The following is a 25,110-nucleotide window of genomic DNA, read 5'->3' on the forward strand; positions in this document are numbered from 1 at the left end:
TCCGGACAATCGGCACAACCAGGCGATTCATTTGCCGTCTAGATATTCAAGCGTGTCGGCCGCCCGGCCGTGACCGGGGGATGTCTCCAAACACTTCTGATAAGCAGCGATGGCCCCGGCGATATTGCCACCCAGACGACGGGCCTCCCCCAATTGAAACCATGCCTCCGCATTGGCGGGTTCCCGTTTCGCCACCTCCTCAAAGGAAGCGGCTGCCTCGCGGAACCGGCTGTCGGTCAGCCGCTTCAACCCGGTGGCGAAGATGACCTCCGTCTCGAACATCCGGGCGGTTTCCCGGTCGCCAAAGGAAACGGCGGTTTCGGCCGCCGCCTGGGCGAGAACGTCCCGGTCGGAGGGGGGAAACATCGGCAGCGCCCGCTTCCAATATGGCATCGCTTTCGCCGGTTGCCCGGCAATCATCCATGTGTACCCCAAGCGGCCAAGCAATTGGCCCGATGGCCCGTTGCGGGCGAGGGCATCTTCCAAAATCCGAATGGCCTCGGCATGGTTGCCCTTTTTCTGTTCCAGTTCGGCCAACAGGTCGGCGCCGTCGAACTGCCATTCGAGTTCCAGCGTTTGCCGGATCAACCGCTCGGCCTCCTCCGTCTTTTCTTCCTGCATCAACTTCGCGGCCGTCTTCCAACGCGCGGTGTCGCCAAGAACAATGGTCCGGTCGGTGACTCGGGTGAAATCATCTTCAAACGGGTTGGGCAACCGCCCCTTGGCATGACGCACGCGATCCGCCCACCGGAACATCTCCCGCTTGTCCCCCCGGTCGGCGGCCATGCGATAACGCAACAAATTCGGCTCGATGAACTGGCCGTGTGTCCTCAGCAAACCATCGAGCAGTTCGTTCGCTTTCGCGAGATCACCGGCCCGGTTAGCGAGGCGGGCGAGTTCATATTGGCAGGCGGGAAGTCCCCGCCCTTCTTCGTAAGCACCCACCGCTTCGGGGACTTTTTCCATGCGTAGGAAGTTCCGGCCGATGTAATACCGGGCCGCATCCGGCTTCGCGTATTTCAGCGAGATCGCCTGACGATATTGTTCGTTCGCCTCGTTCAACAGGGCCAGGCGTTCCAAGGCAAAGGCCCACTGGAAGCGATACGTCGGGTTGGCGGGGGCCATATCGCAGGCCGTGCGATGGGCCATTTCGGATTCGGCGTAATACCCGGCGGCCATGAGCGATTCGCCAAGTGTTCGCCATTCCTCGGGCGTTCGGGCCTTTTCGGCCATTTCCGTCAGATCGGCGGCCGTCACGGGATTGACCATCTCACCGTTGACGGCCACCCCTTTCGGTGCCTGATGCCGCGACCAGAGTTTGAAACCGCCAATCGCCAGTTCCAGCACGATGACGGCCAGCAGAATTCGGCGAAGGTTCATCGCTTCCCCTCCGGTTGACTGAGCCAGAGGGTGACGCGGCCCAAGCGATTAAACGGGCCTTGCAGATGCAAACTCCCGGCGACGATGTCGGCCCGGCCGTCGCCGTTCAAGTCGCCGACCGCCACCGTGGCCAGATGACTTGGCCGGGTGTCGATTTGCCGGGTGGTGAAGTTCTGCTTGCCGTCGTTCTCCAGCCACACGACGCTCGCGGCCGCCGGGTTGTGCCAGTCGTTGAACATGCCGACCAGAACCACATCCAAATCCCCGTCGCCATCCAAATCGCCGACCCCGGCGGCATAGGTTCCCGGCAAATGGCCGATCTGTTTCGGCTCGAACGTGCCATCCCCGCGGTTGCGAAGCCAGACACACCCATGCCACGGCTGCGGGGCCGGGTAGTAAATCTCCAGATTGTCCCCGGTGGTGAGCAACAAATCCGGCTTGCCGTCCTGGTCGAGGTCGGCCACAAACAGGCCGGAACTCCCCAGATCGAAGTTATCCGGCCGATAGAGAGATCGGCGTTTGAATTCGCCATTCCCCTTGTTTTCAAACACCACCACTTCCTCGTCGTCTTGTGAAACGAGGGCGACGATATCCGGCTTGCCATCCCCGTTGAGGTCCAGAATCGGGCAATGGATGCACCCCGGCACGGCCCAAAGCTCATGATCCCGGAACTGGCCGTTGCCTTTGTTTTCGAGCCAGCGAATGCTCCCCTGCAAATAGCCAAACTCCGCGACGACCAGATCCGGCTTGCCGTCCCCGTTCAGGTCGCCGGCCCGCACGTCGGCCACCCGGCGCAGCCCGGTCATCAGCACATGGGTTTTGAAATTTTGTTTGCCGTCGCTCTCCAGCCACACCACCGAACCAACGGCTTCATCGGTGGGAAAAACACTCCCCAGTCCGGCGACGACGATATCTAGGTGGCCGTCCCCGTTCAGGTCGGTCACTTCCACATGGCAGGGGGAGGAAATGTCCGTGTCTCCGAGAATGTGTTCCTCGAAGACTCCCGGCGCCGTCTGACGATGCCAGATGACCCGTTGCAGGACCGCATCGCAGACCAGCACATCCGGCTTGCCATCCCGGTCCAGGTCAAAGATTTGCACATTGGTGATGAGCGGCCGGCCGACGGGGGCTTTGCCAAGGCTGCTTTTCTGAAACGGCAACGTCGACGGCTCAAACGAGACCGTCGCCGGAATGACCGGCGGCGACACTTCCCGGCCGGGCTTGATCCGTCCGAGGACGGCATAAAAGCCAACAGGCAGGAGAACGGCCACCCCCGCAAGAACAGCCGTGAGCCGGGAAAACGCCATCGACACGCACCTCCGGAGGGGGCAGGGATGGTATATGGCTTGGAAACATTCGACGGGCCGGGGAATTTTGAGAGCGTATGCTCACGGAAAGCAGTCTGCGTAATGCAGATGCCTGGCAAGAAATGACAATGCCATCGAGCTTGCAAATGCGAGTTCGAGTTAATTTTTCTGGTTGTCTCACAAAAATCGCTTGATTAAGGAAGAACTCAGGGGAAAATCCACGTCAACTTGCGACCCATCAACTGCCTCGAGTGGCAACAAGCGAGGAACGGACGTGGCATCTTCGGTGAATACCTTCAACCCGGCGATTGATCGACACGATGAACGAAGCGCGGCAACGATTTTTCAATCACTCTGGCCGGAACCCGATGTCTCACAGGCCATTGCCAGAAATTTGGCGGCCTCAATCCAAGCGGCGCACAATGCCGGAGAATCGTGCTGGGAAGTCACGATGAATCCTGACAGTTTGAGACTGAATGTCGGGCAAGTTGAAACATTGACCCTTTCCTCAGAAGGAGTACGTTTTCTGCTAAGTTTGCCGTTGGAGGCAGTTCTAGACAAAGAAATTGAATTCAGTTTTTCAAACCAACCCGTCTATCGGGCGGTGCCGGTACATTCGGGGGTCTGCTTCGTAAGATCGGACAAAATTGCTTCGCTTTCCCCAACCATTCGCCACGCTCATGATGCTTACATCCAAGCGGCCGCATCATTCAAGCGGGTGTCGCCTTTCAGGAAAAGTTTTTCGCCAGCCGCTTTGGAATATATCGAAAGGGTGCTTGGAATTTCGCTTCCACGGCCTGGCTATTTCATTGACGAACTGACAAGCCAACGAGCTAGTCTGCTCGCTGACGAAATAGATTTCAATCGACCGCTTCCAGAAGGCGCCAAGTATCAGATCACGATCAATGCCTACGAACGCAACCCTATTGCCCGGCGACTTTGCATTGCTCGATATGGCACGGCTTGCGTTATTTGCGATTTCTCGTTTGGAGCGGTGTATGGCAAGGTGGCCGAAGGATTTATCCATGTGCATCACTTGAGGCCATTGTCAGAGATTGGCGCCGAGTACGAGGTTGATCCTGTTGAAGACTTACGACCTGTGTGTCCAAATTGTCATGCCGTTCTGCATCAGAGAACTCCGGCATACAGCATAGAGGAAGTCCGCGGATTTCTGAAAACCAAACAATCGCCAGATTTGAGCCCATCTTGATTAAAACCTCTCTTCAACAGTTCAATCTCACCATGCGATTCTTTACCCCAGAACTCTACTTGCGATTCAACTCGCCAGATCCTTCTGTGAGCAACAAGGCAGATGAGGATTGGGAATCGGCCATCCGGGAATATGGCGAGACACTGGATAAAATCCGAAGCCAACTGCCGCCGGAGGCTGGCAAACTGGCCGATCTCTGCCTGCATGATGCAGGGTTGCTTGCGGATGAGCAGGCGAAGGAGTTTCTCAGCCCTTTCCGGTTTTCACCGGCGATGGAGATATTGTCCGTCAATCACCAGGGTGACGTTGTCGTGTTGATTTATCAACTCTGGGATCGCGTTCGCAAGTCGCCTTCCCCAAGCCAATGGCCCTTCTCAAAACATCGCGTGCATTGGCTTTATGACGAAATTGATCTCGCCTCTCCGCACGGGAGCCTGTATTTTCACCGAGTGTTTCTGAGCGATGGCCGGACATTGGAAATTCCCTTTTCATCCGTGTTCATCCATGTGGTGCCCCTCTCCCGATCGGCGAAAACAACCGGAGATTCGTGAATGACCAAGGGACGGCTGGAAGCCTTCAGCGATGGCGTGATCGCCATTTGCATCACCATCATGGTGCTGGAACTCAAGGCCCCCAAGGGGGAGGACTCAACGGCGTTGATTCCGATGCTGCCGACGTTTCTGGCCTATATCCTCAGCTTTGTTCACGTCGGAATTTATTGGAATAATCACCACCATTTGTTTCAAGCGGTCAAACAGGTCAACGGGGCCGTCCTGTGGGCGAACCTGCACCTGCTGTTCTGGCTGTCGCTGGTGTCGTTCGCCACCAACTGGATGGGGGAGAGCCACTTTTCCACCTGGCCGGTGGCTGTCTATGGCGGGGTGCTGCTGATGTCCGGGATGGCTTACTTCATTTTGGTTCGGGCGCTGATCGGCCACCACGGGGAAGATTCCGTGCTGGCGGCCGCCATCGGGAATGACATCAAGGGGAAAATTTCCGTGGTGTTTTACATCATCGGAATCGCGATGGCTTTTTGGAACCCGTGGCTGGCCTGCATCCCTTATTGTCTGGTGGCGGTGATGTGGCTCATCCCCGACCCCCGCATCGGCAAGGCGCTGACCCATCATCAGCCGGGTGAAGAGTAAGCATTAACCACAAAGACGCAAAGGTCACACCAAGATTCACACAGAAGCCAGAAGAGAGATTTCTTCAGTGGCTTTCTTTGTGAATCTTGGTGTGACCTTTGCGTCTTTGCGGTTCGTCTTCGCTTCCTGGCCTACCGGCCTTCGCGGAGGCGGTCGCCGAGGAAATTATCCAAATCGGGGATTTCGTAGATTTTTCGGACGGTCACGTCGAAATCGTAAGCCACCCGGCGGTAGCGGATCGTTTCGCCGTCGTAAAGGACGTAGCACGCGCGGGGATCGAGGTCGCGGGGCTGGCCGACGGAGCCGACATTGCAAAGCGTCTTTTTGCCGTCGAGCTTGTAGGCCATCGACACGTCATCGGGCGTCAGGAACTGCAAGCCCTCGGTGAAGACGCCCGGCACGTGGGTGTGGCCTTGGAAACAATAACGGTCCACCAGCGTGAAGATCTTTTCCATCTTCCGCTGGTTGTAGATGTCCTCGGGGAAGACATATTCGTTGAGCGGGTTGCGGGCCGAGCCGTGAACGTACAGGTTGCCGTTTTCCTTGAAGGATCGCGGCCGGTCGGCGAGGAATTCCCAGCGCTTTTCGCGGATTTGCCGGGCTTCCGTGGGTTGTTCGAGCTGGTCGCGGGTCCACATGATCGCCCGCTCGGCCGCCGGGTTGAACCCGTCCGGGTCGAACAGCGCTCCTTGGTCGTGGTTGCCGAGAAGGACGAGTTTGCAATCCATGACGAGGTCGATGCACTCGCGGGGATTGGGGCCGTACCCGATCACATCCCCGAGGCAATAGATTCCCTCGTCCACGTTCTGCTTGCTGATGTCGTCCATCACCGCGCGGAGGGCTTCAAGATTACCGTGAATATCGCTGATGATCGCCTTCACGCCGGGACATCCTGGGAAAGTGCGGTTGGGGATGGACTTTGACCGCCGGGTTCGAGCAACCCAATGCGGATACGCTTCACCCCATTGTCACAATCTACCGCTTAAAGAGAAGCGCTGTCAAGTGTCCGGTCGGATATTGGCGCCCGATGCCCGGATTCCCGGACAGGTTGTGCCGCCGTTCCCGGCCTATTCAAACCGGTCATCGTCGAACGGCCGGCTCGGTTTCTTCGCCGTTTCGGCTTCCCGTTTGTTCAGGAACATCTCGGCCAGCCTCAAATCGTCGGCCGTCGTGATCTTCAAATTAAACGGCGAACCCGCCACCATTCGCACCGGATGTCCGGCGGCTTCCACCAGTTGGGCATCGTCCGTGATGGCGGCCCCGAGCGAACTTCGTCGGGCGTAGGCGTCCTCCAGCCAGCTTCGGCGAAACACTTGTGGCGTCTGCGCCTGCCAAAGCCCCTGTCGGGGGACGGTCTCCCGCACGGCCATTGTGTCATCAACCCGTTTGAGGGTGTCCGCCACGGCCACCCCCGGCAATGCGGCCCCTTCTTGCTCAGCCATCGCAAACACCGCATCAATGACCGCTGGCGGCGTGCAGGGTCGCACGGCATCATGGACGGCGACCAGATCAATCCCCGGCCGAAGTTTCGCCAGCGCGTTGGCGACCGACTCAAACCGCTCGGCCCCCCCATCGACGAGGGTGATGTCCATGAACATCAGCGTCGCCCCGAAGCGGCTGACCACCATCTCCCGGTCCTCCGGGGAGATGACCAGCAACACCTGTTTGACATCCGGCCGGTTGACAAACAACTCGGCCGTGCGGAGCCAGACCGCCCGGCCGTCCAGCGAAGTGAACGGCTTCTTCTCTCGCCCCCCGAACCGGGACGACTTCCCGGCGGCGGGCAAAATGACGGCCACAGATGCCATGCGGAACCCCTTCCAAAAACAGCGTCCGAATGTCCTACATGATGATTGCGCGGCCGCCAACAGGCTTTTCGGAGTCGGCCTCGTCGGGAAATCCCGAAAAAATCCTCTCGGCGGCGACGATCTTATCGTCTACAAACTATCCTTGACCAGACCACCCTCTCTTAAGACTCTGGCATGACATTCCCGACCGGCCTTGCCATTGGCTTCAATGTCTGGCCGGCCGGGTTTGCATCCTTTCACCCTTTCCGGTTGACATGAGCATTCAGCATCCGTCCGCGGCCCTTTATGTCCGAAACACCCGCACGATGGGGCGGGGGGTCTTCGCCGGGCGGCCTTTCCGCAAGGGAGAAGTGATCGAGGTCTGCCCCGTGCTGACCGTGAATGAAAAAATCGAGGAAGCCACCCGCGACCATGCCCTCGCCCGCTACGTCTTTTACTGGGACGGCAAAGGCGAAGAAATCGTGGCCATCGCCTTCGGATTTGGCTCTCTTTACAACCATTCCCCCGAATGGAACGCGACCTTCAAGGCGAGAAAGAAAACCAAGGACATCGTGTTCAAGGCCGCCCGCGACATCGCCGAGGGGGAGCAAATTTTCATCAACTACGACTGGGGCAAGGAAGACTACGACTTCGCCACCCCGGAGTGACCGCCCCTTCGTTTTCGGGAAAAGCGGCGGTCATTCTTGCTTCTGCGCGCCGGGCGGAGGATAATCGGCCCTTGTCTGACCGCCGTTCCTCGCACCCGGTTTCCCCTCATGCTTGCCCAGCTTCGGTCGTACACGCTCCTCGGCATTGATGCGTTGCCCGTCGAGGTGGAGGTGGACGCCGCTCCGGGGATGCCGAAGACCATCCTTGTCGGCCTGCCGGAGTTGGCGGTGCGCGAGAGCGTCCACCGCATCGAGCGGGCGATGGCCAATCTGCGGTTCGCCCTGCCGACGGGCCGGACCATCATCAATCTGGCGCCCGCCGACCTCCGCAAAGACGCCGGGGCCTTTGACCTTCCCATCGCCCTCGGCATGCTCGCCGGCACCGGCCAGCTTCGCGTCCGGCCGGACGAACTCTCGGAATGGGCCATCGTCGGCGAACTGGCCCTTGATGGCGGCGTGCGGCCGATCAAGGGGGCGTTGTCGGTGGCGATGGCGGCCCGCGATCAGGGGTTGAAGAAGCTCCTGCTACCACGGGCGAACACCCGCGAAGCGGCTGTCGTTTCCGAACTTGAAGTCTTCGGCGTCGAAACGCTCGGCGAAGCCGTCAGCCTGTTATCCGGGCAACTTACCCGCGACCCGGTGACGGTCTCCACGGAGGAACTGGCCTCCCAACTGAACACTTACGAAGTGGACTTCGCCGATGTTCGCGGGCAGGAATACGCCAAACGGGCATTGATCGTCGCCGCCGCCGGTTCGCACAACGTGATTATGATCGGCTCCCCCGGCAGCGGCAAAACCATGCTCGCCCGGCGCATGGCCACGATCTTGCCGCCGTTGACGCCCGAGGAATCGCTGGAGACCACCCGCATCTACAGTTCGCTCGGCTACCTCAAACCCGGCGAATCCCTGCTGGCCACCCGGCCCTTTCGCTCACCCCACCACACGATCAGCGATGCCGGGATGGTGGGTGGAGGCAGCATCCCCCAACCGGGGGAAATCTCTTTGGCGAATCACGGGATTTTGTTCCTTGATGAGTTGCCCGAGTTTAACCGCCGGGCCTTGGAAGTGATGCGGCAACCGCTGGAGGAAGGTTCCGTCACCATCTCGCGGGCCTTGCATACGGTGACATTTCCCGCCCGGTTTGTGTTGATCGCCGCCATGAATCCTTGTCCTTGTGGTTACATGGGTGATGCCAAACACGTTTGCAAATGCGCCCCGATGGCGGTGGAAAAATATATGGGGCGCATCAGTGGTCCGATGTTGGATCGGATCGACCTGCACATCGAAGTCCCGGCGGTGCCGTTCAACGAACTTTCGGCCAACGCCGACGGCACTTCCAGCAAGGTGATGCGAGATAGCGTCAACCAAGCCCGCGAGGCCCAAGCCGGCCGCTTCAAAAGCCGCTCGATGGTCAACAGCCGGATGGGGGCGAAACAGATTCGCCAGTTCTGCCCGCTGGAGGCCGATGGCCGGGAGTTGCTGAAAACCGCGATGGAAGAACTCGGCCTCTCCGCCCGCGCTCACGACCGCATTTTGCGCGTCGCCCGTACCATCGCCGACCTGGCGGGAAGCGAGAAAATCCAAGCCGAACACGTCGGCGAGGCGATTGGCTATCGCAGTCTTGACCGGCGGTTATGGGTGAAGTAAACGTCCGGTTTCTTCGCTTCGGCGTTGGATGCGATGCCCGCTGACAATGGTTTCACCCTCTGTTTGCCTGTCTTGGGAGTGGTTGATGCGCTGGTATCACGTGGTTGCTTATTTCATCGGCGGGGCTTTCCTTGCGAACACGATTCCCCATTTGGTGGCGGGTGTTTCAGGAAGCCCGTTTCAAAGTCCGTTTGCCTCGCCGCCGGGGGAGGGGTTGTCGTCGGCCGTCGTGAACACTCTCTGGGGGCTGGGAAATCTGGCGGTGGCGTATCTGTTGATCGTCCGCGTCGGCCGGTTTGAATTACGGCGATGGGGCCATGTCATTCCCCTGGCGCTCGGCTTCTCGCTGATGTCGTTCCAACTCGCCAGCCATTTCGGGCGGTTTCATGGCGGAGCCCTCTGAAGGCGGCGGTTGTGGGTGAGGTGATTGTGTTTCTGATCCGCCGCCGAACGCGGCCTCTCCCGGAGTGATTCTGATGAAACCGCTAAGCCTGTTGTTCGTCGGCGTGTTATGCGCCGTCACCATCGCCGCCCCGGCCCCCAAGGGGCTGGCCCCGGTGCATGATGATTTCGACGGCAAACTGACGCTGGACTGGAAAGTCATCCGGCCCGACCCGACGCATGTGTCGCTGAAGAAGGTTCCCGGTTCGCTGGTCATCACCACACAGCGAGGCAGCATCCACGGCAAGGAAAAGGAAGATGCCGTCAGCGAGGGAACGCAGGCAAAGAACATCCACTTGATTGAGATTCCGTTCGCCAAGGAGGCCGATTGGGTCACCACCACCTGCGTCAACGGCTTTGAACCGGACACCAGTTATCAACAAGCCGGCCTGATTGTTTACACCGACGACGATAACTATCTGAAATGGAACTACGAATTCGACTGGGCCAAGGGATCGGGCCAGCGCTTCATCGCGGTGGTCGAAACCGCCGGCGAGCCGACGCACATCATCCCGCAGGCCAACGACTCCGGCCTGAAAAAATACTGGCTGCGCCTGACCAAACGCGGCAACAAATACGCCTTCGACTGGAGCCCCGACGGCGACAAATGGACCCCTGGAGGCGAATCCACCTGGGGCGACGGCCACCCCAAACGAGTCGGCCTCATCGCCAAAAACGGCGGCAACAAAGAAGCCCCCGAACGAGACGCCGCCTTTGAGTTTTTTGATTTGAAGGTGGTGAAAGGGGTGAAGAAGTGAGGATTTTCGGGATGGCCGCTTTCCTTAAACAAGACCTAAAAGTTCTCTTGCGTCAAAACCGATAATTCGTATAATTAAAGCAATATTTTAGAATCGATCTTTTGCTAAGGTTGCAAAGAAATTAGAAAATCGTAAATTTTAGTTTAAAAAGGCCTTAATATAAGTTGCATTCCCAATTCATTCGACCACTGACAATTCACGGACGCCCCAAATGGCCATTTACAGACGGATGTTAGTTTTAGCCAATTCAGCAAAGAAAGGAAGCGGCCGGTGTATCGCTGGCCGTGAGATCTTGTCTGTTGACGAAAACACGTACAAATTCGGTTCTTGGCTACGACCTATTAGTACTCACGGCGAGGGAGAACTTTGGCCAAATGAGCGCATTTGCGACAATGGAAATCAAATTAAGGTCATGGATTTTGTCGATGTTCCTTTGATCGATAAATCTATAGATCCCTGTCAGCCCGAGAACTGGAGAATATCCAATACTGACCGGTGGAAAAACGTTAATTCTGAATACAAATTATCATCCCTAAATTTGCTCATAGAATCGCCAGAAAATCTCTGGCTCCAGCCGAAGATGCAGCCCGACCGTGTGTTTCACGAGTATCTCAAGGAAAATCCTCCAGATCAATCGCTGTATATTATCCGTCCACAAAACTTCCTGCTTCGGTTCTGGTCAGATCAGTGGAATGGAATAACAAAACGAAAGCGGCGGTGTCGATTTGATTACAAGGGCGTCACATATGACTTGGGTCTTACCGACCCTGTAATCGGTGAAAGGTATAGAGATCAAATTCCCGGCCTTGGGCAGCCCACATTGGAGGCTCGCCTTCCTTGCTCAAACAATCTGCTAATTTGCTTGAGTTTGGCGGGAAATCTCGACAATTATCACTACAAAGTTGTGGCGACTATATTCGAGGAACAGGAGTGATGAAAATTTCGGGCGAAGCTCGATTGTTTACAATAGGACACTCCACATATTCGTCGGAGAAGTTCCTGTCGCTGATTCAGTCACAAAATATCACTGCTATTGCAGATGTAAGATCCAGGCCCTATAGTCGGTTCAGCCCTCATTTTAATCAAAATAATCTCGCCAAGTCGCTGCGAACAGCACAAATTCATTACGTGTTTCTGGGGCTGGAATTAGGTGCGAGGAGGACTGAGCCCGAATGTTATGTGAATGGAAAAGCCAGATACGACCTGATTGCAAAACTTCCAATGTTCAAACAAGGATTGGATAGAATTCGCCGAGGAATTAAATCTTTTCGAGTGGCACTTCTCTGCGCTGAGAAAGATCCTCTTGCCTGTCACCGCACCATTCTTGTAACACGCCACCTTCGAAATGATGCTGGCCCTGTCATTCATATCTTGGGAGAAGACGAGTTAGAATTCCAAGAAGATGCCGAAACCCGATTGTTGCAACTTTGCGGTATGCAAGCCGAAGATCTTTTCCGGTCCCGTGATGAGCTGATCGAGAACGCCTACGACATCCAAGGGGAACGGATTGCGTTTTCATTGCAACCTGAAGACTCCGTGGAGGACTCCATATGACCGAATCTATCAAACTGTTTACCATTGGATTTACCAAAAAATCAGCCGAGCGATTTTTCACAAAACTCAAGAATGCAGGCGTGTCCCGTGTCCTTGACGTCAGGCTCAATAATAGCTCTCAACTCGCTGGCTTCGCAAAAAAGGACGATCTTGAATTTTTTCTGAAATCCATCGCGGACATTGAGTATATTCATCTCCCCGATCTTGCGCCCACTCAAGACATTCTTACTGCTTATAAAAGGGAAAAAGGTGACTGGGCGGTATACGAACCAAAATTTCTTGATCTTATGAAAAGACGCCAAATCGAAGAATCGACAAGAAAAGAATTATTCGATGGTGCCTGCCTGTTGTGCAGCGAGGACAAGCCCCATCATTGCCACCGTAGGCTAGTTGCGGAATATCTAGCCGAAAAATGGGGAAATGTAGAAGTAGTCCATATTGTCTGACATATTTTCAGCCAGATTCATTGTTGTTGACTAGCAAAAATATATTCCAAAAACAACGAGCAGAGCAGGCAATTAATTTTGAGATATACTTAACAGATCACCGGAGTGCGATCTGTCGAATGACATTTTTTTTGCTTATCTCACTCTAATTGAACATCCGGCTTCTCGCTCACAAACCCAACGTAGATATCCCCTTTGCCGAGTCGTTGTTGAACACGATAGGCCACATCGAGCCGAACAGGGCCGTTGTCCACAACCTGTTCATCGTGGATCGCGACGTATTGCCCTTGGTATGATTCCAATAATTGCGGCAGCAAGCGGAGGAATGCTTGCTGCTCCCGCTCGAATTTGATCCGGGATAGTTCGGGCATCGAGTTCTCCGTTTTGATCGGTGGCGGTTCGGGCTGCCTCACCTCAATCACGGGTGATGTTCCGGGAATACGGATGCTCGGAATGCTTATCACGCCGGGTTTGGGCAGTAGCTCATCGGGCAGATGCACTTCAAACACGGGATCGGTGGCGGCACTCATCACTTCACCTTCCTGATTTCACAATCGTCTGACCATGTTGTCATAATACCCCATTCCCAACCCCGTTCAAACCCGGCTGGCCGTTCCTCGTGGCCGACCCTAGGTTACAGTCACTCCGCAGGTGCGTGGACACTTCTTGCGTCAACGCTGAAAAGGGAAGCCGGTGGGAATCCGGCGCAGGGCCGCTGCTGTGTTCGGTCAGAGTCTCCGGGTTGATGGGCCACTGCGGCGAGAGTCGCGGGAAGGCGGCCGGGGGCTTGTTTGGAACCGTGAGCCAGAAGACCTGCCTGCCGAGTGTTGACGGCGCCTCGAACCCAGGCCGCCGACAGGCAGGCTTGTTGGTTTTCGCGCGTGCGGAGACGCTGTCCGTCGGCCCCTGATGCTTCGCGGCGCCCGTTCGCCCGAACCGGCGAACAGGAGCGCTTGACATGCCAGCCGACCGGCCGATCCCCTCTCCGGGGTGGCGACTCTGTTTCCTGACGCTGACGGTGATCGCCACCGTTCTCCTCCGCGTCATCCCCCACCCGTGGAACTTCACGCCGGTCGGGGCGCTGGCCCTTTTTGGCGGCGCCTGTTTCGCCGACCGGCGACTGGCGTTTCTGCTGCCAATGGGGGCGTTGTTCATCGGCGATCTCTTCATCGGCCTGCACGTCCTGATTCCCGTGGTTTACGCCAGTTTCGCCGTGAATGTCCTGCTCGGGCGCTGGCTGCGGTCGCGCCGGTCGGTCCTTTCGACGGCCGCCGTCACCCTGATCGGGTCGGTTCAATTTTTCATCATCACCAACCTCGGCAGTTGGTGGGTGTTCGACCCGCACACGCTGGAAGGATTGATCGCCTGTTATGTCGCGGCGATTCCGTATTTCAAGTTCACGCTGCTGGGCGACGGGCTGTTCGTCGCGATCCTGTTCGGCGGCTGGGCGCTGCTCGAACGCGGCTTCCCGGCGCTTCGCGAGCCGATCCCCCAACCGGCGGCCGTCTGATATCCGGAGTTCCCGTCCATGCGAATCGTTTCCCTGTTGCCCAGCGCCACCGAGATTGTCTGCGAACTCGGACTGGGCGAACAGCTTGTCGGCGTCACCCATGAATGCGATTATCCGCCGTTCGTCGCCGGGTTGCCGAAGGTGACGCGAACGCTGATTCCGCATGATGCCGCCAGCCGGGAGATTGACGCGCTGGTCCGCGAACGATTGAAGACCCGCAAGGCGTTGTACTCCCTCGACATGCCGGTGTTGGAACGACTCCGGCCGGACTTGCTGGTGACACAAGCCCTGTGCGATGTGTGCGCCGTCGCCGAGGAGGAAGTCAACGCAGCCGCTTGTTCGCTCCCCGGCCGGCCGAAGGTGGTCAACCTGGAGCCGATGCGGCTGGCCGAGGTGTTCGACTGCATCCGGCTAGTGGGCCGGGCGGTCGGCATCGAGCGCAAAGCCGATGAGGTGATCGCCGCGTTGCAAGCCCGCGTCGATGTGGTGACGGAGCGCACACGGGCCGTCACGCATCGGCCGAGGATGGTTCTGCTCGAATGGATCGACCCGCCGTTTTGCTCGGGCCACTGGTCGCCGGAACTGGTGCGGTTGGCCGGTGGCGTCGAAGGCATCGGTCTGGAAGGGCAAGCCTCCCGCACGATTGAGTGGAATGATATTACCGCTTACAACCCCGAGGTGTTGGTCGTCGCCTGTTGCGGATTTTCCACGGAACGAACGCTTCAAGACCTGCCGATCTTGCGAAACCTCCCCGGTTTCGACTCGCTCGCTTGTGTGCGCGAAGGCCGGGTGTTCGTCGTCGATGGCAACGCCTATTTCAGCCGGCCCGGCCCGCGACTGGTGGAAAGCCTGGAAATCCTCGCCCATCTCCTGCACCCGGATATCCACCCGCTGCCGCCGGGGCTGGCACCGGGCCGCCGACTGACGCCGCTGGAAACGGGGGCCGGGGCATGAAGCCGAAAGCCTTGCTTTCTTGGAGTTCCGGCAAGGATTGCGCCTGGGCCGCGCATCTGATTCGCCAGCAAGCGGAATTTGAAATTGTCGGCTTGGTGACGACCTTCAACGAAGCCTTCAACCGGGTGGCAATGCACGGCGTCCGCATGGAGTTGGTCGAGGCGCAGGCCGCCGCACTCGGGGCGCCGTTGTGGGCGGTGCCGCTGCCGTGGCCCTGTTCCAACGAGGTTTACGAACAACGAATGCGGGCCGTTGTTGCGCGGGCGGTGGCCGAAGGCATCGAAGCGATGGTGTTCGGCGACTTGCACCTGACGGAAATCCGGGCTTACCGTGAACGCCAACTCGCCGGGACCGGCCTCACGCCGATCTTTCCCGTCTGGGGCACACCCCGCGACACGTCCACACTGGCCCGCACGATGATCGCCAGCGGCCTGCGGGCAACGATTGTGTGTGTCGATCCCAGACAGCTCGATCCCCGCTTCGTCGGCCGCGAGTTCGAAGAATCCTTGCTGGCCGACCTTCCCCCCGGCGTCGACCCCTGCGGCGAAAACGGCGAGTTCCACACCTTCTGCCACACCGGCCCCATGTTCCGACATCCGATCCCGGTCCGCACGGGCGAGACAGTGGAACGCGACGGATTCTGGTTTGCGGATGTTTGTTCCTCCAAATAATCTTGCCGGGTCATCTTCTTCGCTCGTTTGTTTTGATCACAAACTTCTCTTGACCGAATCCGGCCACTTTGGCATATTTGGCTAATCAAATTTGGTTATTCAAAACACAGGGAGGGGAGGGACGAATGCCACGACCAGCCACCAAAGACCTGACCGAGCGGGAACTGGAAGTCATGCACGTCTTCTGGGCGAGGCAAGAACTGACCGCCCAAGAGGCTCGGGATTTGCTTGCCGAAACCGGGCGGGATCTCACGTATCCCACCGTCGCCAACCTGGTCCGCACGCTGGAGGACAAGGGGTTTTTGAAGCAAGTGAATGACGAACGCCCCTTTCGCTATGTCGCGGCCCGCAGCCATGAAGATGTCTCGGGGCGGCTGCTCACGGACTTGGTCACGCGGGTCTTTGGCGGATCACGGGAGGCGCTGTTTGTCCGCTTGCTCGACGGCCGAAAGCTGACGGCCAAGGAGCGGGAATTGCTGGAATCGCTGTTAAAGGAGCCCGGCCAATGAACGACCTCGGCCAAGCCATCCTTGTGCTGGCGATTCAATTGACCTTCCCGTTGCTCGGCGGGTTGCTCCTGTCTTTTCGACGCTCGCCGGGCGTGGCCTGCAGTGTGTTGATGTGGACCGTCGCCGCCACATGGGGGCTGACGATTCTGGCCTTGCTGCCCTGGCCGGCGTGGCCGGTCGGGGAGGCGCCGTCTTCGCCTGCGTTCGCATCGAGAAATGTGAATGAGTTGATTGATGAAGACGAAGCCGCTCCCGTTGAAAACCCGGCGCCTGCGGGGATTGATATCAGCCGGATCTTGCGCAAGCTGGCCGTCCGGGCGCCGGCCATCGAAGAACCTTCCTTTCGATTGGGCGCGTGGCTGGCGTGGGGCTTTGCGGGGCTGGCAACGCTCGGCCTGATCCGGCTTGTGCGGGAGAGCCGGGAACTGCGGCGAATCATCGCCGACAGCCGGCCGATTGAGGATGAGCTTCCGCTGAGCCTGTTACGGGAGATCCGCGAGCAGATCGGAGCAAGAGTTCCGGTGTCGCTGCGGGAATCCGCCGCGATTGACAGCGCGGCCACGGCGGGCATCCGGCGCCCGTGCGTGTTGTTGTCCCCCCGGTGGCGAATGTGGACCCCGGATGAGTTGCGGGCGGCCTTGCTGCACGAAATGGCCCACATTGTTCGCCGGGATTTTCTGACCCGCTGGCTGGTCCGGCTGACCCTTGCCGTTCACGGCTACCATCCGCTGCTCCGCTGGCTGGGGCGGCGGCAGGAGTTGTGTCAGGAATTGGCGGCCGATGCCTTCGCGGCAAATCATCTGGCCGGCCGGGAGTCGTATTGGCGGTGTCTGGCCTCGCTGGCGTTGAAAGCCGATGCCCGGCCCGTTGGCATGTTGCCAACGCTGTTAGGGCGTCCCAAAACCTTGTTTCGGAGAATTGCGATGTTGCGTGTCATGGATGATCGCCGACAATCGACCCGACGATGGCCCGCCCTGTTGGGCGTCGGTCTGCTCAGTGTCGCAGGCCTGAGCGTGCAAGGGGGCAAACAACCCCTCTTTGCCGATCCGATCACGCCGGTGAAGTTCGCCGAGAAATCACCGGCCACCCTTGATCACACCTATCTGACTGTCGGGGGAAGCCCGGATCATGTCGGCGTGTACGCCGTCAATGTCGCCGACCTGGCCCAATCGCCGGGCCTCAAGAGTCAGATCGCCATGTTGAACACACTGGCGGGAAGCCTGTTGTCCGGGAAGGACAAATCACTGGTCTTCGAGATCGGGGACGTGGAGCAACTCGGCGGCCAAGTCTCGTTCGTTTACGACAAAAGCAAGCCCCGGCCCAACCGCTCGATCATGAATTCGCTCAGCTTTATTCGGATGAAAAAGGCTTACGACTGGCGAAAACTTGTCGAGGCGTTTTCAAAGTCTTTCAAGGTCCATTCCCGTGTCGGCGCTGATTACTTCGAGGCCACCCTGACCGTTCCCGGATTGTCTGATGGCAACAAGCCGCTCTGGCTGTACATGCCGGACGACCGGACGCTGGTGTTGGAATCCGAGGAGAACATCAAGAAGCTCATCGACGCGAAGAAGGTACCCCGGCCGGCCCCGGCTTGGGCGGAGGATTGGAAATCACTCAATCAGGGCCGGAATTTGAACAGTGCCATGTTCGTGATGACGGCCTCCGGCCAACAACTGGCCAAACTGATGGAGCCGACGCCGGACACCAGCGAGGCCCGCGAAAAGGAATTGCTAGCGATCCTCGGCAGAATCGCCGGAAAAATCACCGGCCCCATGACGCTTGGCTTTCAATGGGGCGACCCGATGGAAATGCAAATTCGCATCGCCTCCAAGGCGACGGACGAAGACTACCGCAAACTCACGGATGTGATGTCGGCGTTGTTTAAGGACGACCTGGCAAAATCGAAAGACAAGAAAGAGGAAGACCCGCTGGACCGCCAAATGTCCGTGGTGATGGGCCGCCTGAGCTTCCAACAATCAAGCGTCGAACGCCCCAACGATCGCGTGACGACCATCTCGCTCACGGCCAAAGAAGGTGTCCGGGAACTGCTTCAACTGATCGGGCAATCGAAGTAAACACTCGCTTGCCCCAACTTCCGGCGCCTGCCCTTGCTGGCGATGAAGATTGACAATTTCATGGCCGGCGCCGGTTGTTCAGTGATTTCTCACTTGGGCCTCCTTATGATGGGATTGCACGTCAACGCGCCGTTTGCGGCAATTTTGAAGTCATCACCGTCAGGAGACAACCCGATGAGCGAGACCGTTCAAGAAACCCCTTCTCACTCGCGTCGCAAGACGTTGGCCTTGATCATTGGCGCCACCTTCCTCGGCGTGGCTCTCTACGCCCTCCAATCATCCCGGCCGGAATCAGTGGCTGTCGCCGACGACCCGGCCGGGAAGGCCGTCAACCCCGCCCGCCGGGCGGTGGATGCCGCCAATTCGTTCCTCGACGGGCTGGACCCGAAACTCCGCGAGAAAGCGGTGTTCGAGTTCGACAGCACGAAGAAATCCACTTGGTCGAACTTGCCGGTGACCATCGTTCAGCGCAACGGCATCAAGCTCGGCGACCTCTCCAAGGAGCAGCGGGCCAAGGCGATGGCCGTGGTTGCGGCCGTCCTCAGCAAAGAGGGATACCAAAAAGTGATCGACATCATGGATGGCGATCAGAAATTGACCGAGAGGGGTGGCAAAGACGGCGGCAAGGACAAAGGCGGGAAAGCCGCTCCCAAGGGGCCGATGTTCGGTACCGATCTGTATTTCTTGGCGATCTTCGGCGTCCCGTCGGAAACCAAGCCGTGGATGGTTCAGTTCGGCGGCCATCATCTCGGGGTCAACGTCACCATTGTCGGCAAGAAATTTGTGCTGACCCCGACCCACACCGGGGCGCAACCGGGATTGTTCAAACGCGGCGAAATGGATGTGCGACCGCTCGGCAAAGAGCAGGACACTGCCTTCAAACTGGTGGCCGCCCTGGACGAGAAGCAGCGGCCGCAAGCCGTCATCGGGGAACGCCCGACCGGGGAATTGCTGCTCGGGCCGGGACGAGACGGCAAGACGATTGAGGCGAAAGGGATCAAAGGCTCCGCGCTAACCGCCGAGCAGCAGGCGTTGCTCTTGGAAGTGATCGGGACATGGGTCAACATCGTCGAGGCCGACACGGCCGCCGCCCGGATGACGGCCATCAAGGAGAAGATTGGCGAGACCTATTTCGCCTGGAGCGGGCCGGTCGATCAAGGCAAGGCCGCCTACTTCCGGGTGCAGGGGCCAAACGCGATCATCGAATACGCTCCGCAAGGTGGTAACGACCACATACACACGGTCTATCGCAACCCTGAAGATGAATACGGGGCGGGTTCGATCAAGCCATGACAGCACAATGTGCCGCGACGCGATAAGACGGTGGGCGTTGACGAAATGAATATCCGGATTGCCATTCTGCTTCTCGTCATTCTTCCTTGGCTCGCGTCGCCCGCTTACGCACACCAACTGGATGAATATCTGCAAGCCACGACCGTTGCCGTGAAACGCGACCGCGTCGTTTTGGAAATCCGCATGGTCGCCGGCGCCGAGGTGGCGAAGAAAGTACTGGCCGGCATCGACACCGATGGCGATCAGATGATTTCGGAAGCCGAGCAACATGCCTATGCCGAGCGGGTCCGTCTTGATTTGGCGACGACGATGGACGGTAACCCGCTGACACTTCGACCGATCTCTTTGTCGTTCCCGACGGTTGAAGAGGTGATCAAGGGGCGGGGGGACATTGTCATCGAATTCGAGGCGGACATGCCGCCCGGCGCCTCCGCTCATCGACTGGCTCTTGAGAACCGCCATCACAGTGCCATTGCCGTCTACCTTGTGAATTGCCTGATGCCGCGCGATCCGGGCGTCCGCATCATCGACCAGAATCGGAACCTCAACCAGTCGTCCTATCAACTCGATTTTGCCTTGGATGATGCCGGGTCATCACCGGCCGAATCCAATCAATGGGCGGGCGAGACGGGCGGCTTGGCGGTGATGAAATCTTACTTCATCCACGGCGTTCACCACATCCTCACCGGATACGATCATTTGTTGTTCGTCGCCGCCCTGGCGCTCGCGGCGGCCACTTTTTGGGAATTGGTGAAGGTGGTGACCGCCTTTACGCTCGCGCACTCCCTCACCCTGACGCTGGCGGCCCTCGACCTCGTTCACTTGCCCGAACGGGTTGTCGAGCCTCTGATCGCCGCCAGCATCGTTTTCGTGGCGGTGCAAAACATCCTGGGTTATTCCCAAGGGCGAGGCCGGCTGGCGGCGGCTTTCTTCTTCGGCCTGTTCCACGGCTTGGGTTTTGCCGGCGGCCTGCTTGATCTCATGCACCAGATGCCGCGAGAGACGGTTCTTTCGGCCATCTTCGGTTTCAGCGTCGGCGTCGAGACGGGACACCTGACGGTGCTGTTGCCATTGTTCGTTCTTCTGGCGGCGATACGTCGCTCACAGCGAGAAGTTACCCCGCAAGCGAGTCGTTCAATGGCGATTCAACGCTATGGCTCCACCGGGATTTTGGTGGCGGGCGTGTACTTCCTTTGCATGGCCTTGGCGGGCCAGTCCTGAACTTTGGACGGCATCATTTTCCGATTCGCAAATGACTCGGCTCCGACCGGAGGTTAGAATCGGGTCGCCCCGATCCTCGCCGCTTGCTTCAACTTCCGGGAGACATCACATGGCCGATCCGCTCGACCGTCGGGAGGCGATTCGTTTGGGCGTGGCCGGATTGGTGGCCGGGGCGGCCGTCGAGCGGATTCGGGGGGATGAGATTCCCCGCGCGGCGGCCGGTGAAGTTCCGGCCAGGCCGTTTTTGACGCCGGGCAAAGACTTCACGGATGTCAGCCGGGGAAGTCCGGTGCCGCACACGTTGAAGGGAGAGGCTCTGGCCAAGGCCCGGCTTACCCCGGAAACATGGAAACTGGAAATCGTCGCCGAGGACAAGGCGACCATCGACAAGCCGGTCACCCTTGACTTGCCCGCCTTGCTCAAGCTCGGCGAGACACACGGCGTCCGGTTCTTGAAGGCGATGCAGTGCAACAATATTCCCCGGCCGCTCGGGCAGGGATTGTGGAAGGGCGTTCCCCTCCGCGATGTGTTGAAGCTTTGCGGCAAACTCGCCAACACCCGGCGGCTGTTCTATTGGGGCTTCCACAACGACAAGCCGGAGCAAATCTTCAAGTCGTCGCTGGCGATGAGCCAGGTTCTCGACACGCCGCCGGGGGAGCTGCCACCGTTTCTGGCATACAAGTTGAACGGGTCGCCGATCTCGCTGGAACGCGGCGGCCCGGTGCGGATGGTGGTGCCGTGGGCGCACGGGTTCAAGTCGATCAAGTGGATTCACAAAATCATCCTGACCAACAACCACGAAGCCAACGATACCTATGCCGAGAAGAACAACGACCCCGAATCGTATCTGAAAACGTCCGCCCATCTCGATGACTCGAAGGAACAGACATTTTCGGCCGACAAGCCGGTCATTGTGCGCGGGACCGCGATGGTTGGCTGGCCGGGGCTGGAGCGGGTCGAATATTGGCTTCGCCCCGACACCCGCACGGGGGGCAAACTGGCCGAGGGTGATCCGGCTTGGGCCAAGGCCGAGTGGAAGCCCGGCGCCATCGACCCGTTGCCGGCCGACTGGGGTGGCCTGCCGGAAGGCGTTTCGCCAAAGGATGTGTGGGGCTTCACCAAGGAGGGCAAGCCGAGGGAATGGCCCCTGCGGTTCAGCGTCGCCCACTGGACGCTGACGCTGACCGGGTTGAAACCGGGCAAATACGAATTGCGGGTGCGAACCGTGGACAAAAACGGTTTCGCCCAGCCAGAGCCTCGCCCCAACCAACAGTCGGGCAAGAACATGATTCCATGCAAGTTGTTCACGGTGGCCTGAGACGGGCATCCCTCTTCAACTCGTCTTGCCCAAACTTTGCAAATCGGTTATTCCCATTCCACCACCCAACATCGGGAGACTTTTCGGCTGCGCCGCATGATGTTCAATCACCTGTTACGAAAGGGACGTTCCGTCTCCCATCGGCTCCTGGGCCATCGCCGGATGGCCCGCCGGACGCGGGCTTCCGTGGCCGTGGTGATGTATCACGGCGTCACGCGCGAGCCGTTGCCGTTCTTCAACTGGTGTCAGCTCGACGCCGGTTCTTTTGAACAGCAGATGCGGTTCCTTGCGGATGAATATGCCGTCCTCCCGTTGACGGAGGTGGTGGATCGTCTCACGGCTCACCGGCCTTTGCCGGAACACACGGCCGTCGTGACATTCGACGACGGTTTCCGCAATGTCGCCACGACGGCGTATCCGATCATGGAACGCCATCAGATTCACTCCACGGTCTTCGTGGTGACCGGCCTCGTCGGGACGCATCAGCCCCCGTGGACCGACCGGCTTTTTCAAACGATTGCGAATACCCCGGTCTCTTCTGTCACCTTCGAGGGAACAGACTGGCCGTTGACGACGCCGGAACGCCGATCATCCGCCCACCGGGCGATTTGCAAGCGGTTGAAGCAGATTGACAACGACCGGAAGGAAGAACACCTCCGGGAATTGTTCCGGCAGTTGGGCGGCTGCCCCGAAGTGTCGCCGGATTCGCCGCTGGCGACGATGGGTTGGGATGAGATCGGCCATCTGTCGCGTGGCGGCCTGATAAGCTTCGGCTCCCACACGCACACGCACCCGATTTTGTCGAGATGTTCGCCCGAGGCGCAACGCGAAGAGTTAACCCGCTCGCGGGACATCCTGCGGGACCGGCTCGGGAGCGCCGACTTGTTCGCCTACCCGAACGGCACGCGGGGCGATTTTACAGATGACACGAAGCGGTTGCTGGCCGAGACCGGCTACCGCTGCGGGCTGGCGACCGTGCCCGGTTTGAACGGCGCCAATGCGGACTTGTTTGAACTTCGCCGCGTCAACGTGGGCGCGGACGAGGGCTTTTCCCAGTTTCAACTGAACATGATCGGATGGTGAATATGAACGCGACCGCCACCCCCACTCGCCCGGCTGAACACGTCCATACCCATTTCAGTCGTCTGGCGGAACAGGGAGTTTGGGCAAGCCTGTACGACAACTCCTCTCCCAAGGTCACGGTCGAAACGTGGTCGTTCCTCATCCGCGCCCGTCGGGTGATCGAACTGCTGCGGACGGTCGGCACCGGCCCCGGCGACGTGCTTGATCTGGGTTGCGGCACCGCCCCGATTGCCCGCAGTCTGGTGGCGATGGGGGGCCATTACACCGGGACCGACTTCTCCCCGCAAATGATCGACGCCGCCCGCGCGAACATCGGCGACTTGGTGATCGGCGGCAACGCTGACCTGCAAGTCGGGCTGGCGACCACCCCGGACTTTGCGGACGCCAGTTTCGACACGATCATCGCGATGGGCGTGTTGGAATATCTGACACGAGACCAACTCACGCAAACCTTGCGCGGGGTTAGCCGAATGCTCCGGCCGGGGGGTGTGGCTTTGCTGACAATCCCCAAGCGCCGGAACTGGGGCCGATTGGTTCTTGCGGGTTTGTACCCGTTGCGAAAGGCCATCCAATTCCGGCCGTACCGGAAAAACCTTAAGCTGGAACAACAGGAAGAATTTCGCCGACTGTATCTCACCCCCGGCGAACTGGACCAAGCCTGCGAGGCCGCCGGAATGGAGAAGGCCGATGCGCGGCATTACAACGTGCAGCCCGCCTGCCGCCCGGCCACGCTGGTGGCCCCGCGTCTGTGCCACTTGGTGAACCGCCCCTTCGAGGGATTGGCCCGCGTCCCCGGCGCGAACTTTCTTGCCACTGGTTACATTGGGATGTACCGGAAGGCCAACTGATACCAAATCGCATTGATCGACATGCGGGCCGGACAGGTTCTTCGTGCCATGCCAGTCACGGAATCAGCGCAAGCCGAAAGCCACTTCCCCAAAATCTCCTCGCCGGCTCGAGTGCATTGCGGCAGGCGGCCCGGCATAGCTCGGGATCGTTAAAATAATGCCCGCCTCGCATCGACCGGGTTTGACTTTTTTCGTCGTAAAAATTGTCGCACCATTCAGACACGTTCCCGTGCATGTCGCAAAGGCCCCAAGGGTGCGGAGCGATCTTTTCAAAACTTCCCACCGGCATAACCTTGCCCGGGGACATCCCTTTTGTCTTCGTGCCGTATGGGTGTTCCGCGTTGCAGTTCGCCTTGTCCCCGTTCAACTCGCCGCCCCAATAAAACGCATTCTTGTTGCCCTTCCCTCCCCGACAGGCATATTCCCATTCGTCTTCGTTCGGCAGCCGAACCTTCATGCCCTTCACTCCGCATTTTTCGATGAATTTCTGGCAGTCCTTCCAACTGATTTCGTCTATCGGCAACGCCGGTCCCACGGCGATCTTGGAAGGAAGCTCGATTTTCGGAGGGGCATCCTTGGGTTCGGGCGGCTTGACGGGCGGCTTTGGTTCGCCCATCAAGCCATTCCACTCCCCTTGGGTGACCTCGTATTTTCCGAGCCAGAATCCCTTGGTCTCCAGCACGTGTTCCTTCTCCAAAAAGTGCCGGCCTGCTTCGTCCTCGGGCGATCCCAGTGTCGCCTTGCCGGCCGGTATCCAGCAAAACTTCATCTTCACGCCCTTGGCAATTTCAAACTCGCGTTCCTCACCGGCTTTCGGCTCGGCGATGGCGACGGCGGGGAACAACAAGAGCAACAACAATCGGCTCATCGGCGACTCCATCGTCAAGAATGTTGTGTTCGAATTTCATTGGGAATTGTCGCTGATTCGCATGCCCAAGGCCATCGCAAACTTCAACCATTCCCCGCGCCCCGCCCGGCTCGTCAACAGGCGTGAATCAAAGCGCTTCGTCGCTCTCTTCAATCGCCGATTGACCAAACCGCCGGGCCTCACGATGATGATGGCTGGCCGTTCCCGGACTCCGAACGGCCGTATTTCGGATGCCTGCCGGATGCCGAGGGTGTTTGTCAACTCGACGACTCGCGATCTCAAAAGTTGCCGGGAGTTGATGGCCGACCGGGCCAGAACGCACGGTCACGAAGTCGTTTTCGAGGAAGAATTCGAGTTGTGTGTGGTTGGACTACCCGACCATCTCACAGAGACTTCGGAATTTGCTGGCCCCATGCG

The 25,110-nt window shown here is 58.8% G+C and carries 26 protein-coding genes and 1 riboswitch; of the genes, 20 read left to right on the plus strand and 6 right to left on the minus strand.

The annotated features are described in order from the left end of the window. Positions 1–27: 27 nt before the first annotated feature. The gene (locus tag BGIM_RS0111665; protein WP_020469955.1) at positions 28–1,380 is read right to left on the minus strand and encodes a tetratricopeptide repeat protein; all 1,353 of its coding nucleotides are present in this window, start codon (positions 1,378–1,380) and stop codon (positions 28–30) included. Next, on the minus strand, positions 1,377–2,687 hold the full coding sequence (locus BGIM_RS49955; protein ID WP_020469956.1) for an FG-GAP repeat domain-containing protein: 1,311 nt from the start codon (positions 2,685–2,687) through the stop codon (positions 1,377–1,379). The genes BGIM_RS0111665 and BGIM_RS49955 overlap by 4 nt, the downstream gene beginning before the upstream one ends. Before the next feature lie 274 nt (positions 2,688–2,961). Between BGIM_RS49955 and BGIM_RS61280 the strand changes: the two genes are divergently transcribed. Genes BGIM_RS61280 through BGIM_RS0111685 form a run of 3 tightly spaced genes read left to right on the plus strand, consistent with a single transcriptional unit; the run spans position 2,962 to position 5,042 of the window. Beyond that, positions 2,962–3,897: an HNH endonuclease gene (locus BGIM_RS61280; RefSeq protein ID WP_020469957.1), complete on the plus strand. Its 936-nt coding sequence runs from the start codon at positions 2,962–2,964 to the stop codon at positions 3,895–3,897. Then, positions 3,894–4,448 carry a hypothetical protein gene (locus BGIM_RS0111680; RefSeq protein ID WP_020469958.1) on the plus strand — a complete coding sequence of 185 codons (555 nt, stop codon included), beginning with the start codon at positions 3,894–3,896 and terminating at the stop codon, positions 4,446–4,448. Before BGIM_RS61280 ends, BGIM_RS0111680 begins: the two co-directional genes overlap by 4 nt. Then, entirely contained in the window at positions 4,449–5,042 is a 594-nt protein-coding gene (locus BGIM_RS0111685; protein WP_020469959.1) for a TMEM175 family protein, read from the plus strand. 131 nt (positions 5,043–5,173) lie between these two features. On the opposite strand, the gene BGIM_RS0111690 is transcribed toward BGIM_RS0111685, so the two are convergent. Together BGIM_RS0111690 and ispD are read right to left on the minus strand one after the other, a co-directional pair. Continuing rightward, positions 5,174–5,923: a metallophosphoesterase family protein gene (locus tag BGIM_RS0111690; RefSeq protein ID WP_020469960.1), complete on the minus strand. Its 750-nt coding sequence runs from the start codon at positions 5,921–5,923 to the stop codon at positions 5,174–5,176. Between the two features lie 186 nt (positions 5,924–6,109). Continuing rightward, positions 6,110–6,850 (minus strand): 2-C-methyl-D-erythritol 4-phosphate cytidylyltransferase, encoded by a 741-nt coding sequence (ispD, locus tag BGIM_RS0111695; RefSeq protein WP_020469961.1) that lies wholly within the window; start codon positions 6,848–6,850, stop codon positions 6,110–6,112. A 254-nt stretch (positions 6,851–7,104) separates the two neighbouring features. On the opposite strand from ispD, the gene BGIM_RS49960 reads away from it, so the two are divergent. From BGIM_RS49960 to BGIM_RS0111730, 7 genes are all read left to right on the plus strand, one after another. Next, on the plus strand, positions 7,105–7,497 hold the full coding sequence (locus BGIM_RS49960; protein WP_020469962.1) for an SET domain-containing protein-lysine N-methyltransferase: 393 nt from the start codon (positions 7,105–7,107) through the stop codon (positions 7,495–7,497). Between the two features lie 108 nt (positions 7,498–7,605). Beyond that, complete coding sequence (locus tag BGIM_RS0111705) at positions 7,606–9,144, plus strand: YifB family Mg chelatase-like AAA ATPase (RefSeq protein ID WP_020469963.1); 1,539 nt, start codon at positions 7,606–7,608, stop codon at positions 9,142–9,144. Between the two features lie 85 nt (positions 9,145–9,229). After that, positions 9,230–9,547 (plus strand): hypothetical protein, encoded by a 318-nt coding sequence (locus tag BGIM_RS0111710; protein ID WP_020469964.1) that lies wholly within the window; start codon positions 9,230–9,232, stop codon positions 9,545–9,547. A 73-nt stretch (positions 9,548–9,620) separates the two neighbouring features. Further along, positions 9,621–10,343 (plus strand): DUF1349 domain-containing protein, encoded by a 723-nt coding sequence (locus BGIM_RS49965; RefSeq protein ID WP_020469965.1) that lies wholly within the window; start codon positions 9,621–9,623, stop codon positions 10,341–10,343. A 211-nt stretch (positions 10,344–10,554) separates the two neighbouring features. Next, a complete protein-coding gene (locus BGIM_RS0111720) occupies positions 10,555–11,277 on the plus strand; it encodes a dual OB domain-containing protein (RefSeq protein ID WP_029629961.1) in 723 nt (240 codons plus the stop codon). Then, positions 11,277–11,897, plus strand: coding sequence for a DUF488 domain-containing protein (locus BGIM_RS59805; protein ID WP_020469967.1), 621 nt, complete (start codon positions 11,277–11,279; stop codon positions 11,895–11,897). Before BGIM_RS0111720 ends, BGIM_RS59805 begins: the two co-directional genes overlap by 1 nt. Beyond that, a complete protein-coding gene (locus BGIM_RS0111730) occupies positions 11,894–12,343 on the plus strand; it encodes a DUF488 domain-containing protein (protein WP_020469968.1) in 450 nt (149 codons plus the stop codon). The genes BGIM_RS59805 and BGIM_RS0111730 overlap by 4 nt, the downstream gene beginning before the upstream one ends. A gap of 140 nt (positions 12,344–12,483) precedes the next feature. On the opposite strand, the gene BGIM_RS0111735 is transcribed toward BGIM_RS0111730, so the two are convergent. Beyond that, complete coding sequence (locus tag BGIM_RS0111735) at positions 12,484–12,873, minus strand: DUF5678 domain-containing protein (protein WP_020469969.1); 390 nt, start codon at positions 12,871–12,873, stop codon at positions 12,484–12,486. Between the two features lie 102 nt (positions 12,874–12,975). Beyond that, positions 12,976–13,178, plus strand: a riboswitch (cobalamin riboswitch). A gap of 123 nt (positions 13,179–13,301) precedes the next feature. On the opposite strand from BGIM_RS0111735, the gene BGIM_RS0111740 reads away from it, so the two are divergent. The 10 genes from BGIM_RS0111740 (at position 13,302) to BGIM_RS57345 (ending at position 23,825) form a co-directional block, all read left to right on the plus strand. Next, the gene (locus BGIM_RS0111740) at positions 13,302–13,853 is read left to right on the plus strand and encodes a DUF6580 family putative transport protein (protein ID WP_020469970.1); all 552 of its coding nucleotides are present in this window, start codon (positions 13,302–13,304) and stop codon (positions 13,851–13,853) included. A gap of 18 nt (positions 13,854–13,871) precedes the next feature. Continuing rightward, positions 13,872–14,807, plus strand: coding sequence for a cobalamin-binding protein (locus tag BGIM_RS0111745; RefSeq protein WP_020469971.1), 936 nt, complete (start codon positions 13,872–13,874; stop codon positions 14,805–14,807). After that, complete coding sequence (locus BGIM_RS0111750; RefSeq protein WP_020469972.1) at positions 14,804–15,478, plus strand: Dph6-related ATP pyrophosphatase; 675 nt, start codon at positions 14,804–14,806, stop codon at positions 15,476–15,478. Before BGIM_RS0111745 ends, BGIM_RS0111750 begins: the two co-directional genes overlap by 4 nt. Positions 15,479–15,603: 125 nt before the next feature. Then, entirely contained in the window at positions 15,604–15,987 is a 384-nt protein-coding gene (locus tag BGIM_RS0111755) for a BlaI/MecI/CopY family transcriptional regulator (RefSeq protein ID WP_020469973.1), read from the plus strand. Continuing rightward, complete coding sequence (locus BGIM_RS0111760; RefSeq protein WP_020469974.1) at positions 15,984–18,062, plus strand: M56 family metallopeptidase; 2,079 nt, start codon at positions 15,984–15,986, stop codon at positions 18,060–18,062. The genes BGIM_RS0111755 and BGIM_RS0111760 overlap by 4 nt, the downstream gene beginning before the upstream one ends. Positions 18,063–18,236: 174 nt before the next feature. Then, positions 18,237–19,355 carry a DUF3500 domain-containing protein gene (locus tag BGIM_RS49975; RefSeq protein ID WP_157368900.1) on the plus strand — a complete coding sequence of 373 codons (1,119 nt, stop codon included), beginning with the start codon at positions 18,237–18,239 and terminating at the stop codon, positions 19,353–19,355. Positions 19,356–19,400: 45 nt separating this feature from the next. Further along, complete coding sequence (locus BGIM_RS57340; protein WP_157368902.1) at positions 19,401–20,576, plus strand: HupE/UreJ family protein; 1,176 nt, start codon at positions 19,401–19,403, stop codon at positions 20,574–20,576. A 109-nt stretch (positions 20,577–20,685) separates the two neighbouring features. Then, positions 20,686–21,894: a molybdopterin-dependent oxidoreductase gene (locus BGIM_RS0111780; RefSeq protein ID WP_020469977.1), complete on the plus strand. Its 1,209-nt coding sequence runs from the start codon at positions 20,686–20,688 to the stop codon at positions 21,892–21,894. Between the two features lie 96 nt (positions 21,895–21,990). Continuing rightward, entirely contained in the window at positions 21,991–22,977 is a 987-nt protein-coding gene (locus tag BGIM_RS0111785) for a polysaccharide deacetylase family protein (RefSeq protein ID WP_157368904.1), read from the plus strand. 2 nt (positions 22,978–22,979) lie between these two features. Continuing rightward, positions 22,980–23,825 (plus strand): class I SAM-dependent methyltransferase, encoded by an 846-nt coding sequence (locus BGIM_RS57345; RefSeq protein WP_052639777.1) that lies wholly within the window; start codon positions 22,980–22,982, stop codon positions 23,823–23,825. Positions 23,826–23,880: 55 nt separating this feature from the next. On the opposite strand, the gene BGIM_RS0111795 is transcribed toward BGIM_RS57345, so the two are convergent. Then, positions 23,881–24,693: a formylglycine-generating enzyme family protein gene (locus BGIM_RS0111795; RefSeq protein WP_020469980.1), complete on the minus strand. Its 813-nt coding sequence runs from the start codon at positions 24,691–24,693 to the stop codon at positions 23,881–23,883. Positions 24,694–25,110: the final 417 nt, after the last annotated feature.

Origin of the sequence: Zavarzinella formosa DSM 19928, from assembly GCF_000255705.1 — a bacterium.
Lineage (GTDB): Bacteria > Planctomycetota > Planctomycetia > Gemmatales > Gemmataceae > Zavarzinella > Zavarzinella formosa.

Coding starts and splice junctions, on each gene's coding strand:
- BGIM_RS0111710 (WP_020469964.1), top strand. CDS start 9,230: ATGCGCTGGTATCACGTGGTTGCTTATTTCATCGGCGGGGCTTTCCTT.
- BGIM_RS0111760 (WP_020469974.1), top strand. CDS start 15,984: ATGAACGACCTCGGCCAAGCCATCCTTGTGCTGGCGATTCAATTGACC.
- BGIM_RS0111735 (WP_020469969.1), bottom strand. CDS start 12,873: ATGAGTGCCGCCACCGATCCCGTGTTTGAAGTGCATCTGCCCGATGAG.
- BGIM_RS0111685 (WP_020469959.1), top strand. CDS start 4,449: ATGACCAAGGGACGGCTGGAAGCCTTCAGCGATGGCGTGATCGCCATT.
- BGIM_RS57340 (WP_157368902.1), top strand. CDS start 19,401: ATGAATATCCGGATTGCCATTCTGCTTCTCGTCATTCTTCCTTGGCTC.
- BGIM_RS0111750 (WP_020469972.1), top strand. CDS start 14,804: ATGAAGCCGAAAGCCTTGCTTTCTTGGAGTTCCGGCAAGGATTGCGCC.
- BGIM_RS57345 (WP_052639777.1), top strand. CDS start 22,980: ATGAACGCGACCGCCACCCCCACTCGCCCGGCTGAACACGTCCATACC.
- BGIM_RS49975 (WP_157368900.1), top strand. CDS start 18,237: ATGAGCGAGACCGTTCAAGAAACCCCTTCTCACTCGCGTCGCAAGACG.
- BGIM_RS0111730 (WP_020469968.1), top strand. CDS start 11,894: ATGACCGAATCTATCAAACTGTTTACCATTGGATTTACCAAAAAATCA.
- BGIM_RS0111720 (WP_029629961.1), top strand. CDS start 10,555: ATGGCCATTTACAGACGGATGTTAGTTTTAGCCAATTCAGCAAAGAAA.
- ispD (WP_020469961.1), bottom strand. CDS start 6,850: ATGGCATCTGTGGCCGTCATTTTGCCCGCCGCCGGGAAGTCGTCCCGG.
- BGIM_RS0111780 (WP_020469977.1), top strand. CDS start 20,686: ATGGCCGATCCGCTCGACCGTCGGGAGGCGATTCGTTTGGGCGTGGCC.
- BGIM_RS0111755 (WP_020469973.1), top strand. CDS start 15,604: ATGCCACGACCAGCCACCAAAGACCTGACCGAGCGGGAACTGGAAGTC.
- BGIM_RS49955 (WP_020469956.1), bottom strand. CDS start 2,687: ATGGCGTTTTCCCGGCTCACGGCTGTTCTTGCGGGGGTGGCCGTTCTC.
- BGIM_RS49965 (WP_020469965.1), top strand. CDS start 9,621: ATGAAACCGCTAAGCCTGTTGTTCGTCGGCGTGTTATGCGCCGTCACC.
- BGIM_RS0111705 (WP_020469963.1), top strand. CDS start 7,606: ATGCTTGCCCAGCTTCGGTCGTACACGCTCCTCGGCATTGATGCGTTG.
- BGIM_RS0111665 (WP_020469955.1), bottom strand. CDS start 1,380: ATGAACCTTCGCCGAATTCTGCTGGCCGTCATCGTGCTGGAACTGGCG.
- BGIM_RS0111795 (WP_020469980.1), bottom strand. CDS start 24,693: ATGAGCCGATTGTTGTTGCTCTTGTTGTTCCCCGCCGTCGCCATCGCC.
- BGIM_RS0111745 (WP_020469971.1), top strand. CDS start 13,872: ATGCGAATCGTTTCCCTGTTGCCCAGCGCCACCGAGATTGTCTGCGAA.
- BGIM_RS59805 (WP_020469967.1), top strand. CDS start 11,277: ATGAAAATTTCGGGCGAAGCTCGATTGTTTACAATAGGACACTCCACA.
- BGIM_RS0111785 (WP_157368904.1), top strand. CDS start 21,991: ATGATGTTCAATCACCTGTTACGAAAGGGACGTTCCGTCTCCCATCGG.
- BGIM_RS0111740 (WP_020469970.1), top strand. CDS start 13,302: ATGCCAGCCGACCGGCCGATCCCCTCTCCGGGGTGGCGACTCTGTTTC.
- BGIM_RS49960 (WP_020469962.1), top strand. CDS start 7,105: ATGAGCATTCAGCATCCGTCCGCGGCCCTTTATGTCCGAAACACCCGC.